This window comes from Arthrobacter nitrophenolicus, assembly GCF_045833485.1.
GTDB classification, from domain to species: Bacteria; Actinomycetota; Actinomycetes; order Actinomycetales; family Micrococcaceae; genus Arthrobacter; species Arthrobacter nitrophenolicus.
Map to the genome: position 1 here is coordinate 1,119,623 of NZ_CP174504.1, position 12,753 is coordinate 1,132,375.

The 12,753-nt window shown below is 66.4% G+C and carries 7 protein-coding genes; 3 read left to right on the plus strand and 4 right to left on the minus strand.

From position 1 onward, the window contains the following. Nucleotides 1-85: 85 nt before the first annotated feature. Nucleotides 86-1,381: a wax ester/triacylglycerol synthase domain-containing protein gene (locus ACJJV6_RS05290; protein WP_235046767.1), complete on the minus strand. Its 1,296-nt coding sequence runs from the start codon at nucleotides 1,379-1,381 to the stop codon at nucleotides 86-88. Nucleotides 1,382-1,500: 119 nt separating this feature from the next. Between ACJJV6_RS05290 and ACJJV6_RS05295 the strand changes: the two genes are divergently transcribed. The 3 genes from ACJJV6_RS05295 (at nucleotide 1,501) to ACJJV6_RS05305 (ending at nucleotide 5,867) form a co-directional block, all read left to right on the plus strand. Continuing rightward, the gene (locus tag ACJJV6_RS05295) at nucleotides 1,501-2,049 is read left to right on the plus strand and encodes a hypothetical protein (protein ID WP_009356775.1); all 549 of its coding nucleotides are present in this window, start codon (nucleotides 1,501-1,503) and stop codon (nucleotides 2,047-2,049) included. After that, complete coding sequence (locus tag ACJJV6_RS05300) at nucleotides 2,046-4,913, plus strand: ATP-binding cassette domain-containing protein (RefSeq protein ID WP_354175619.1); 2,868 nt, start codon at nucleotides 2,046-2,048, stop codon at nucleotides 4,911-4,913. Before ACJJV6_RS05295 ends, ACJJV6_RS05300 begins: the two co-directional genes overlap by 4 nt. 129 nt (nucleotides 4,914-5,042) lie before the next feature. After that, a complete protein-coding gene (locus ACJJV6_RS05305; RefSeq protein ID WP_354175621.1) occupies nucleotides 5,043-5,867 on the plus strand; it encodes an alpha/beta hydrolase in 825 nt (274 codons plus the stop codon). Between the two features lie 16 nt (nucleotides 5,868-5,883). Here the strand turns inward: ACJJV6_RS05305 and ACJJV6_RS05310 are convergent, their stop codons facing one another. The 3 genes from ACJJV6_RS05310 to ACJJV6_RS05320 all read right to left on the minus strand — a co-directional run bounded on the left by ACJJV6_RS05310 (nucleotide 5,884) and on the right by ACJJV6_RS05320 (nucleotide 12,681). Beyond that, nucleotides 5,884-7,116: a trans-acting enoyl reductase family protein gene (locus ACJJV6_RS05310; protein ID WP_009356774.1), complete on the minus strand. Its 1,233-nt coding sequence runs from the start codon at nucleotides 7,114-7,116 to the stop codon at nucleotides 5,884-5,886. 29 nt (nucleotides 7,117-7,145) lie between these two features. Next, complete coding sequence (metH, locus tag ACJJV6_RS05315) at nucleotides 7,146-10,787, minus strand: methionine synthase (RefSeq protein WP_407710096.1); 3,642 nt, start codon at nucleotides 10,785-10,787, stop codon at nucleotides 7,146-7,148. A gap of 346 nt (nucleotides 10,788-11,133) precedes the next feature. Continuing rightward, complete coding sequence (locus ACJJV6_RS05320) at nucleotides 11,134-12,681, minus strand: TIR domain-containing protein (RefSeq protein ID WP_009356772.1); 1,548 nt, start codon at nucleotides 12,679-12,681, stop codon at nucleotides 11,134-11,136. Between the last annotated feature and the right edge of the window lie 72 nt (nucleotides 12,682-12,753).

The following is a 12,753-nucleotide window of genomic DNA, read 5'->3' on the forward strand; positions in this document are numbered from 1 at the left end:
GGCGTTCGCTCGTCCGCGGCGAGGAAAGATGAACGACGGCGGGCCTCCCGCCGTCGTTCATCTTCCATCTGTCATGGTTCAACGATCAGGGACCTGACGGCGCCCTCCCAAGACGCGCCAGCTCCTCGCCCATGGCAGACACAAAAACGTCGCCCGGCACGTTAGATGCGTCGAAGTGGATTCCACAACAGAGATTGCCGCCGTAGGAGACCGCCGCGACGCCGAGCCGCACGTTGCCAGCGAGGACCGCAACCGGCCAGAGCGCTGCGACCGGAGCGCCAGCGAGCCGGAAAGTGCCTTCCGGACCTGGCACGTTGGTGACGAACCCGCCCACCAGATGCTGCCGCCGCGCGAGGCGGTCCATGATGCGAGCGCCCACCGGACCGCGCATGAACTCCAGGGTGCCTTGGTCCCTTGCCCGCGGCTTCTCCTCGCGGGTCTGCGCTGAGATGAGTCGCAAGCGTTCGTCCGGGTCGGGCTCGCCGAGCGGCAGCCGCACAAGCATGATTCCCACTTGGTTCCCGGCAGTCCCGCGGCGGCGCAGCGCCACCGGCTCTGACACCGGCAGCCACGCGGGAATCGGCTCTTCGGCAGCCATCAAGAGCGCTCGGAAGCCGGAAGCGGACGCTGAGAGCAGTGCGTCGTTTATCGTGGCACCCCGTGGACGCACTGCCGTCTCCAGAGCTTCGATGTCTGCCTGCAGAAAAGCGACGCCGTGGTGCGCGCTGCGCTCACCGAGCAGCACCGTGCGGCCCACGCCGTTGCCCCACAAGGTCTTGCGGATTCGGCGCAGACCCGTCCTCAGCCGACGCAGTGCACGGCGTGGATCCCGCAGCAGAGGGTCCCGCGGTATCTCCGCTGGCCCGCTGTTATGCTGCTCATTCCCTGCTCTCTCCCGCGGTTCGCCGGGATCGAAGAGCCGCTGCACGATGACCGCCGCCGTCATCCCGTCAGCCACGGCGTGATGGATTCGCAGCACGACGCCGAGTCCCCTCTCAGCAGCTCCGGGCACCACCAGGATCTCCCACATCGGACGGTCCGCTGCGAGCGGCTGGCCCATGAGCTCGGCGCATCTGTCCTGAAGCCCTGCAAGACCGTCCACGGGCTCCACAAGGCGGACGTGATGCTCGACGTCGGGTGTGCAATCGACCCAGTGGTGCCGGCGGCCCACCTTGGCTACTTTCTTGCTGAGCGCCGGCAACTCTGCGATCCGTTCACGAAGGACCGCCCTGAGCCCCGCCAAATCCAGCGTCCCGTCCGGAGCCAAGAACCCGCCCGGCGCAAGCAGGCCGGCGACGAGGAACACGTTGACCTGGCCGGCGTGGTCGAGCACCAGGTTCGCCTCATCAGCAGGAGCCAGTCTTTGCGTCGCTGAATGCATGCCTCGACGCTAACGTTGGAGTACCCGGCCTGTCAGGTGGTTTCCGCGAAAACCTGGCGTCACACAAAGAGACGGCCTCCGGATCCTGTGGGGCAACGGCCTACCCTTGACAGGTGACTTTGACTAATATCCGCACCGCCGCCGCGAGCTCCCTCGCCGCCGCAGGTCTCCTGTTTTCCCTCGCCGCCTGTTCCGCGCCGGCCGCCGAGCAGCCCGCCGCCTCCGCACCGGCCACCACGGCCGCAGCGTCGTCCGCCGCAGCCTCTGAGAACTGCGACGGCGTGCAGGTCATCGTTGATTCCGGCGCCCTGAAGCAGGATGCCGCCAACACCTCCACCTGCGTGGACGTCACCGAGCCCACCGTCGCTTCCGAGATTCTCGACGAGGCCGACATCAAGACCGAGGGCACCGCTAAGTACCCCACGAGCTTCGCGTGCCGTGTCAACGGTGTGCCTGCTGAGGACTTCGACATCAAGCACAAGGGTGGCACTCTCCGCGAAGCGTGCGATGACAAAAACACTGTCTCTTATTGGGCCCTCTGGGTGAAGCCCGCCGCCGGCACGTGGGGTTACGCGCAAGAAGGCCTGGACAGCCTCAAGCTCAACCCGGGCGAGAGCCTGGAACTGCTCTACACGGTGGACGGCGAACCGGCCGCACCCAAGGCATGACCTTCCGACCCGCGCCGCTACGTGCTGGGGTGGCCTTGGCCGCCATCTTCATCGCGGCGCGGGTCATCTACCGCGTCCTCTTCAACGGCGCCAGCAGGGGCACTCCGGTCCTGCTCGACCTGCCGCCGGTGCGGCTGCCCGCGCCGTACGCGCATGTGGTGCTCTTCGGCCCGGTCACCGGATCCGGCCTGTGGGAGGCGGTCCTCTCCGCCCTGCCGATCGCCGGCATCATCCTGGGCTTCGGCATCCTCAACTCCTTCGTGGACGTTGCCCGCGGCTTCGTCCACCTGGCCCGCGGCGGCCCGATGCAGGGCATCGCCCGGATGCTAGTGGTGGCCTGGGCTGCGCTCCCCGCCCTCGCCGACGCCGTGCACTCCGTCCGCCTGGCCTTCCGGTTGCGGGGCGAACGCTTCGGGCCCCGCGCCCTCGTCCCCATCCTTGAACGCACCCTCGAGCACGCCGGCCGGGTCGCCGCCGCCCTGGAGCTGCGCGGCTTCGGCAGCCGGGCGTCCCACCAGCCCGCACGCGGCACCGCAGAACCCGTCCTGATCCGGGACGCGCATTTCCGCATCGGTGACGCGCAGGTGGACGTGGCCGGGTTCGCGCCAGCGCCCGGGTCCATCAATGTCATCACCGGGCCGACGGGCTCCGGCAAGTCGACCATCCTCCGCGGCATCGCCGGTCTCCTTTCCCATGCCGACGGCGGCGCTGTCGCCGGCACCGTGCGCGTGGCCGGGGCCGACCGCGCCGCCACTCCCCCGCGCGATACCGCACGCCTGGTCGGCGTCGTCCTGCAAAACCCGCGCGCCGCGTTCGCCAGCACCCGGGTCCGGGACGAGATCTCCCTCGCCCTTGAACTGCGCGGCGTGCCCTCCGACGCGTCCAAGGCGCGGGTGCGGGAGGTCGCGGAGAGCGTCGGGGTGACCGCGCTGCTGGACCGGAACCTCAGCACCCTCTCGGCGGGTGAGGCGACGCTCGTGGCCATTGCCGCCGCCGTCGTCGAACATCCCGCCCTGCTCCTGGCGGACGAGCCACTGGCCGACCTGGACACGACAGCCCGCGCATGCGTCACCGCCGTGCTCCACGCCCTCGCCCGTGACGCCGGCGTCTGCGTCATCGTCGCGGAGCACCGTGCGGAGCCGCTCCTCCCCGTCGCCGACTCGTGGTGGACCATCGACGACGGCGCATTGGTTCCAACTGCAGGGGTCCCCGGCGCCGCGCCGTCCGCTTCGCCGCGGGCGGCTGATGTCCGCCCGTCCCCGGCCGAGCCGGCGCAGGACGCACCCGTGCTGACGGCGGCGGACCTCGCGGTGCACCGCAAGGGCCAGCCGCTGGTGCGCGACGCATTCCTCACCCTGCACCGCGGCGAAGTGGTGGCCCTGGTGGGGCCGAACGGTGCCGGAAAGTCGTCCCTGCTGGTGGCGCTTGCCCTGCGTTATAACAAGGCGCGCGACGGCAAGGCAGGTGACGGGATCAGCGGGAACATCACGTCCGACGGCGGCCGGGTGGCCCTGGTGCCGGACGCCTCGGACGACCTTTTCACCCGGGACACCGTCGCCGGCGAGCTCCGCGCTGCTGAGCGCCGCCTTGCGCGCCGGAAGAACGGCGGCAAGCCCGCGCCTGGCTTTGCGGCGTCCCGCCTGGCCCGGCTGCGGGGCGACGTGACCATCCCCATCGGGCACGAGCACCCCCGGGACCTTTCCGCCGGTGAACGCCGGATCCTCGCCATCACGCTGCAGACAATGGACGATCCGCAGGTGCTCCTGATCGACGAACCCACCCGCGGGCTGGACCCTGCGGCGCGCACGGCGGTCGCCGCAGCACTGCGGGCTGCAGCCGACGCGGGTGCAGCCGTCCTGATTGCCACCCACGACCACGATTTCGCGCAGCGTCTCGGCGCCCGGATCCTGCCAATGCGCGACGGCGTCGTACCCGCCGCCGAAGCGGCCCCGGCCGTTGCAGCCAGCGCCGCCCCGGCACCGATCGCGGCACCACAGTTCACAGACCGGCGGACCGATCTCCCCGGCGCCGTGAAACCGCGCCGCATCCGGCTGCCGCGCGCCGTCGAGCTTCCGGTCCTCGCTGCGGCCAACCTGCTGGCGCTCGGCGCCTTCTGCTGGCCGCTGCTTGCCACGGCCCTTCCGCAGGATGCCGCCGCGGCCGTCCCGTACGCGGCGCTGGCGATCGCACCCCTGGCCGCCGTCGCCGTCGTCGTTTCCCTGGACGGCTCGGTGCGGTCGGCACACATGGTTGCGCTGCTCGGCGTCCTGGCTGCCGTCGGCTCGGCGGTGCGCGTGGCGAGCACCGGTGTCGGGGGCGTGGAGGCGGTCTTTATCCTGCTGATCCTGGCCGGGCGCGCGTTCGGTGCCCGGTTCGGCCTGCTGCTGGGCGCCGCGACCATCGCCGTCTCAAGCGTGCTGTGGGGCGGGATCGGGCCGTGGACGCCGTTCCAGATCTTCGCGTGCGCGTGGGTGGGTGCCGGGGCCGGCCTGCTCCCCCGCCGGGTGCGCGGGAAGGCGGAGTTGTGGATGCTGTGCGGTTACGGGGCAGTGGCGTCCTACCTGTTCGGTCTGCTGACCAACCTGTGGTTCTGGCCGTTCGCCGTCGGTGCCGGAACCGGCATCTCCTACCAGCCCGGGGCGCCGCTCAGCACCAACCTTTCCAGCTTCCTGCTGTACTCGCTAGTGACGTCGACGGCAGGCTGGGACACCCTGCGCGCGGTCACCACGATCATCGGCATCACCGTGATCGGGCGGGCCGTGCTGGCCGCGTTCCGGCGGGTGAAGCCGGTCTCGAACTTGGGCGCACAGGCTGTGAAGGCCCAACACGTCCAGGACAGGGACCCGCTTCAACTCGGGGCGTGAAAACAGTAGCTGGGCTGTGTATGCAAGAACAGTCCCTGGTGAACGTCATAGTGTGCTGTTCCCTAGGACTCGCTATTTCCCGTGGATAGTCTTGGACAGGATGCCACCCTACGGAGGGTCAGGGAGAACGTGATCGAAGCAGCTGCTGCCGTCATCGGCCGGAACAATGTCACCATAACGGGCCGGGATGACGGACCCGTGATGATGTTTGCCCACGGTTTTGGCTGCGACCAGGCAATGTGGCGGAAGCTGCTGCCTTACTTCGCTGATAATTACCGGCTGGTGCTTTTTGACCATGTTGGTGCGGGACACTCCGATATCAGCGCGTATGACTGGGAGAAGTACGGGTCCCTGAATGGTTACGCCTCAGACCTGCTGGAGATTTGCGCCGCCCTTGAACTTGAGGACGTCATCCTGGTGGGCCACAGCGTCAGCACGATGATCGGCGTGATCGCCGCGGTGCGGGACCCCAACCGTTTCTCCCAGCTGGTCCTGCTCGCTCCTTCACCCCGCCATACGGATGACCCGTACGACGGCTACGTGGGCGGGTTTTCGCGGGAAGACATCGAAGGCCTGCTCGCATCCCTGGACAGCAACTATTTCGCCTGGGCCGCGGCCTTGGCGCCCATGGTTATGGGCAACCCCCAGGAGCCGGAATTGGCAGAGGATCTGCGTGCCAGTTTCTGCCGGACAAATCCGGCCATCGCACGGCACTTCGCCGGGGTAACGTTCTTTTCCGACACCCGCCCTGAACTGAAAAAGGTGCGGACCAGCTGCCTGATTCTGCAGTGTTCCGACGATCGGCTTGCCCCGCCGGAAGTGGGCGCCTACCTGCACAAGAATCTGGAACACAGCACCCTGGTGCAGCTTCAGGCCACCGGCCACTGCCCCCACGTCAGCGCCCCGGAGGAGACGGCCCGGGCCATTCTGCACTACCTTGATACCCGCTCGTGACGGGCGCCAGCATCGTTCAGGCGACTTTGGTTACCTGGTAGGTGTGGCCGGCCGCACGGAGTCGCTCTATGAGCACGTTGCCCAGTGCAGTGGCCGGTGTCAGTGACCCTTTGGCGGTCGGCAGCCGGTCACCGTCGAGGGCAAGAGCGAGTGCAGTCTCCCCTGCCATCACGGCGGTGGCGGCATAGCCGGGATCACCGGGGCCGGCAGCAATCGCCTGGTAACGCTGGCCGTCCTCGGTGCAGGCGGTTACCTGGGAGTGGAACCAGCCCGCGCGCTGCGTGCTGATGCTCGGACCCGTACCCGGTGCCGGAAGACAGCGGTCGAGCACCCTCCGGGTTGGCGGGAATGCCATCGCGGCCGTGAATGCCCGGAGCCCGGCTGCCATTGCCCTGGCGGCGACCGCTCCTGCCGCTCCGGGGGCCACCCCCAACACCTCGCCGTACTGAAGGGAGCGGCCGTAAGCCCAGCCCTGCAAGGCGTTGCTGCGGCGCACTATCCGGGTGTTGAACTGCGCCATGATGAAAGGCGCGGTCCAGGTGCCGTCAGCGGAACGGCGCACAGGACCGGCGTCAGGAGGCTGTGGCGTTGTCGGCTCCCGCGTGCGGTCGGGGCTTAGGGCATAGGGGTCCGCGGTTAAGGACCTCAGGGCAGTGCTCGACCGCATCGCATCGAGCTGTCCGCGCATCGATTCGAGCGTGCCTCCGCTGATGCCGCCCTTGGCCCTGGCAACGAGTTGGACCTCGGCCAAACCGCCGGCGCCATCGGCCTCTGCAGCCTGATGAAGCAGCAGTACGGCAAGGTCGGACGGGACGGAGTCATAGCCGCAGGAGTGCACGATCCTGGCCCCGCTCGTCCTGGCCAGAACGTCGTAGCGGTCGATCGCCTCCCGGATGAATGACACCTCACCGGCGAGGTCGGCGTAGTGGGTACCCGCCCGTGCGCAGGCCTCGACGACGGGCAGTCCGTGTTTCGCGTACGGGCCGACGGTGGAGAAGAGCACGCGTGTGCCCGCAGCCAGGGCGGCGATTGAGTCCGCGTCCTCCGAGTCGGCCTCGATGAGGGCCCATCCGCGCGCCGCGGCCGGCAACTCCGACCGAACCGCCTCGAGCCTGGACGTGGACCGGCCCGCGAGTCCAACCCGCAGCCCGGCCGGTGCATGCTCCGCAACGTAGCCGGCGATCAGTCGGCCAACGAAACCGGTTGCTCCGTAGAGAACGAGGTCATGTTCCCGAGATGTGGTGTCCATGACTGCAGCCTTTCACAGCGGCATGGCACTCACACCTTGAAGTACTTCGCCTCCGGGTGGTGGAACACGAACGCGTCGGTGGACTGCTCGGGGTGCAGCATCAGTTCGTCGCTGAGGATGACGCCCATCCGCTCCGGCTTCAGGAGCTCGGTGACCTTGCGGCGGTCCTCCATGTCCGGGCACGCGGGGTAGCCGAGCGAGAACCGGGCACCGCGGTAGTCGAGCTTGAAGTACCCTGCCGTGTCCTTGGGTTCCTCGGCGGCGAAGCCCAGTTCCTTGCGGATACGCGCATGCCAGAACTCGGCCAGCGCCTCGGTGAGCTGCATGACCAGGCCGTTGAGCTCGTAGTAGTCGCGGTACTGGTTGGCCTCGAACATCTTGGCCGTGAACTCGTCGATCTTCGAACCGGCGGTGACCAGCTGCACCGGCAGCACGTCGATCTGGCCGGACTCGCGGGACTTCACGAAGTCTGCGAGGCACAGGTGCCGGTCGCGGCGCTGGCGCGGGAAGTCGAAGCGGAGCCGGTCGGTGCCGATCGGGCCGCCTGAACCGCCGTCGGGTGCGAGCAGGCCCGCGGTGCCGAGGACGCCGTCGCGGTCCTCACCGTGGTGGAGGACCACCACCTGCTCCCCTTCGGAGACGACGGGGAAGTAGCCGTAGGCGACGGACGCGTCGAGCATGCCTTCGGCGAGGATGCGGTCCAGCCAGTAGCGCAGGCGCGGCCGGCCCTCGCGTTCCACCAGTTCCTCGTAGGAGGCGCCGTCCTCGCCGCGGCCGGGCTTGAGGCCCCACTGGCCCATGAAGGTGGCGCGCTCGTCAAGGAACGCGGCGAAATCGTGGAGGGCGACGCCGCGCACAATGCGGGTGCCCCAGAACGGCGGGGCGGGCACGGGGTTGTCGGCGGCGACGTCGGACCGGCCGGGCATTGCCTCCGGCTCGGTGACGGTGAACTTGGCGCCGCCCTTGTGGATGCGCTTCTTCAGCGGCGGCAGGCCGACGTCGTCCGGGGATTCGCCGCGGGCCACGCGCACCAGCGGCTCCATGAGGGCCAGGCCCTCGAAGGCGTCCTTGGCGTACCGGACCACGCCGTCGAACTGCTCCGCCAGGTCCTGCTCCACGTAGGCGCGGGTCAGGGCGGCGCCGCCGAGGATCACCGGCCACTTCTTGGCCATGCCGCGGGACTGCAGCTCGGCGAGGTTCTCCTTCATCACCACGGTGGACTTCACCAGCAGCCCGGACATGCCGATCACGTCCGCGTTGTGTTCCTCGGCCGCGGCGATGATCTCGGCGATGCCCTGCTTGATGCCGATGTTGACTACCTTGTAGCCGTTGTTGGTGAGGATGATGTCCACCAGGTTCTTGCCGATATCGTGCACGTCGCCGCGGACGGTGGCGATCACCGTGGTGCCCTTGCCGGAGGAGTCGGACTTCTCCATGTGCGGCTCGAGCAGGGCGACGGCGTTCTTCATCACCTCGGCGGACTGCAGCACGAACGGCAGCTGCATCTCACCGGCGCCGAAGCGTTCGCCCACCACCTTCATGCCCTCGAGCAGGTGGTCGTTGATGATGCCGAGCGGGGTCAGCCCCTCGCTGCGGGCCAGGTCCAGGTCCTCCTCGAGGCCCTTGCCTTCGCCGTCGATGATGCGCCGCTCCAGCCGCGCGCCCGTGGGCAGCGCGGCGAGTTCGGCGGCGCGCTGGTCCTTGAGGGCTGCGGTGTCGACGCCGGCGAACATGTCGAGCATGATGGCCAGCGGATCGTAAGTAGTGTTGCCGTCGGCGTCGTATTCGCGGCGGTCCCAGACCAGGTCCAGGGCCACCTTGCGCTGGTCTTCCGGGATCGAGGCGAGCGGGACGATCTTGGCGGCGTCGATGATGCCGCTGGTCAGGCCCGCTTCGGTAGCCTCGTGGAGGAAGACGGAGTTCAGGACGATGCGCGCGGCCGGGTTCAGGCCGAAGGAGACGTTGGAGACACCAAGGGTGGTGTTGATACCGGGGTATTTGGCGGTGATCTGCCGGATGGCCTCAATGGTTTCGATGCCGTCCCGGCGGGTCTCCTCCTGGCCGGTGGCGACGGGGAAGGTCAGGGCGTCAACGATGATGTCCTCGACGCGCATGCCCCATTCGCCCACCAGGGCGTCGACGAGGCGGGAGGCGATGGCCACCTTGCCGTCGGTGGTGCGGGCCTGGCCCTGCTCGTCGATGGTCAGGGCGATGACGGCGGTGCCGTGTTCCTTGACCAGCGGCATGATGCGGGCGAAGCGGCTGTTGGGGCCGTCGCCGTCCTCGTAGTTGACGGAGTTGACCACCGGGCGGCCGCCGATGAGTTCCAGGCCGGCCTGCAGGACGGGCGGCTCAGTGGAGTCGATGACGAGCGGGAGGGTGGAGGCCGACGCGAAACGGGAGACGATCTCCTTGACGTCCGCGACGCCGTCGCGCCCCACGTAGTCCACGCAGACGTCCAGCAGGTGCGCGCCGACGCGGATCTGTTCGCGGGCGATGTCCACGCAGTCGTCCCAGCGCTCTTCGAGCATGGCCTGGCGGAAGGCCTTGGAGCCGTTGGCGTTGGTGCGCTCACCGATGGCCAGGTAGGCGGACTCCTGGTCGAAGTTCACGTGCTGGTAGAGGGAGGCGATGCCGGCTTCGCGCTCGGTGGGGACGCGGGCGGGCTGGGTCTTGTCGGCCTTCGTCGCCTGGGCGCGGAAGGGGGCAAGGCGTTCGACGACGGCGGCCATGTGCTCCGGCGTCGTACCGCAGCAGCCGCCCACCAGGCCCAGGCCGAATTCGCGGACGAACTGCTCGTGCGCGGTGGCGAGCTCGGTGGGTGAGAGCGGGTAGTGCGCGCCGTTGGCGCCGAGGACGGGCAGGCCGGCGTTGGGCATGCAGGCGATGGCGACGGAGGACTGCTTGGAGAGGTGGCGGAGGTGCTCGCTCATCTCGTCCGGGCCGGTGGCGCAGTTCAGGCCGATGGCGTCGACGCCGAGCGGCTCCAGCGCGGTGAGCGCGGCGCCGATTTCGGAGCCCATGAGCATGGTGCCGGTGGTCTCGACGGTGACCTCGACGAAGATGGGAAGGCGGACTCCCTTGGAGACGATGGCCTGCTTGCAGCCGTTGACCGCGGCTTTGGTCTGCAGGAGGTCCTGGCTGGTCTCGATGAGGAACGCGTCGGCGCCGCCGTCGATGAGGCCCTCGGCCTGCAGGGCGAAGGTCTGCTTGAGGTAGTCGTAGCTGGTGTGGCCGAGGCTGGGGAGCTTGGTGCCCGGGCCCATCGAACCGAGGACCCAGCGCATGCGGCCGTCCGTTGCTTCTGCCGCTTCGGCACGTTCGCGGGCGATCTTCGCGCCCTTCAGGGCGAGCTCGGCGATGCGGTCATCGATGCCGTAGTCGGAGAGGTTGGACCAGTTGGCGCCGAAGGTGTTGGTTTCCACGGCGTCGATGCCGGTGGCGAAGTAGGCGTCGTGGATGTCGGCGATGACGTCCGGCCGGGTGTCGTTGAGGATCTCGTTGCAGCCTTCGAGGCCTTGGAAGTCTGTTTCGAGGGTGAGGTCCCGGCCCTGCAGCATGGTGCCCATGGCGCCGTCGGCGATGACCACGCTGTGGTTCACGGCGTCAAGGAGCTCCTGCGCGCGGGCAGGGCGGGGCACGGATTCGATGTCGAGCGCAAAACGGGGCATCAAACAAGGTTACGCGGCGGGGCCAAGTACATTGCTTAGTGTTTCTGTGTACTACGGCGGGGTGGGGGGCTGTCCGAGAGGCCCTCACGGCACGAACCGAAGAGTGCATCTGGCGCACGGGTAAGCGTATGTCTGGTCAAATACCGAATCCGCCTCACGGCATCATCGCGAATCCCTCCTCACCAAACTCCTGCCCCTGTGCGCCGTATTGGGGGCAGGAGTTTGGGTTAGCGCGGAAATGTAATTGCAAACTAGCAAAGGCCCCTCTCCGAAGCCAGAAATACTCAGCAGGCCTGGAGGGGCTCCCTTACTTTCTAGCCAGCGGACTACAGGGTCTGTGAAAAGCTCAGACTGATGCCGACACCTCGGACCGCAGCGGGGGTAGAGTGGCAAGTTTTTCCTGCAGCAGGTCTGCTACTTCTTCAATGCTTCTGTGGGCGAGGTCTATATGGCCCGTCGAAGCTGGTAGACCGATGATGGCTGGTCGCGTCGGTCCGACGATGAGGGGGAGGAGATAGTCACCTGTGCGCTTGTGGGCGGCGTTCTTCCCAATTTCGAATTCAAAAGCAGGCCAGTCGCTTTCGGGATAAGCATCCGAAAGACACACCACCATAAATTGAGCATCTTCACTGTAGACGCGTCCGAGTTCGACGCGCAGATCCTTGCCCCAGAGGATCGCCTGCGAGTCGAAGTCGTAGAACACCTCCATGCCTCGTTCCTTCAAAGTGTCAACGAGCTTCTTCACCGTGGCGCGGTCACTTCCGGCGAATGAGACGGCCACGTCGTACTCATAACCAAGACGCCGGATGTTAACCTGCGAACGAACCCTCGAAAAATCAAGGTGGTCGAGGTAAAACCTGAAGACGGGGTCATCAATAGTGAGAGTGCCGTTCTCGAAAATAAGAATGTCTGAGAGCTCATGTTCTCGAATGACTTCGGGCAGTGCTTTCATCGCGCGATAAAAGCTGTTCCTGAGACCATCCTTAGCGCTAGCCTCAGCGCTGCCGACAACGTTGTGATACAGCTCGTCCTGCGAAATCTGTTGCTTGCCACTCCGTGCTACAAAGTGAACGATTTCGTAGTAGGTGTCATAAACCGAGCGGGCTTGACGTCGCCCACGAGCCAGACTGACGATCTTCGTAAGATAGCGGCCATCATACTGTTTGACCACCGCGTTCCTGATGAGTGGTAGCTCGACTCGGACATCCACCAGGGTTTCGCCTGTCCAAAAGACATCCGCTTCGACACAGGCGATTCGACATATGGCTTGAAAAATGGACGGAGAACCTTGTGCCGCCGCTATCGCGGTGCTCCTACTCTCGTCGTCCAGCCGAATATTCAAAGCTGCTTCGCCCTTCTTAAGCAGTTTCTCCATAAACTCGGTCGACTGAGACTCCAAGTGCCACGTGTCGTTCCGTATCGCCAGTTCAGGGTCAAGACCAAGAATTTCCTCGCTGGTTTTTGCAATCCCAATCATGAAGAATCGGATTCCAACCTCATGCCAAAGCTTAAGAAATTTGGCCAACTCCGTTCGCGCGCCTAAAGAAAGATGATGAACATCGTCGATCATTACCAGGTCGTAAAGTTTGAGCCAGGGCAAGATCTCTTCCGTAGTTGGAGCAACGCGGAACTCCTGTCCGAGTACCTCCAGGATGCTAGTACTTTCAGCGTAGTTACGGCCTGAAAAGGCGTGTACCTTATTCTCGTCTAGGTCAAGCGCTTTCAAAGTGCTATTGGCAACCGTGGACTTGCCGCTTCCGGAAGGGCCAACTAGGGTGACGTGCTTGCCCCTAGTAAACAAGGAGCCTTTGAGCTGCTGAGCCTCGGCGGGAGGAACGTAGGTCAGAGCAGGCAACCCCGCTTCGTTGAATACTTCGTCGAGTTTGTGTTTCAAAGCTTCCCCCCATGGAAAATTTCTTCTAGTCATCTGTTTCGGCACCCAACTTCATCGCCGAAGCGCATGTGG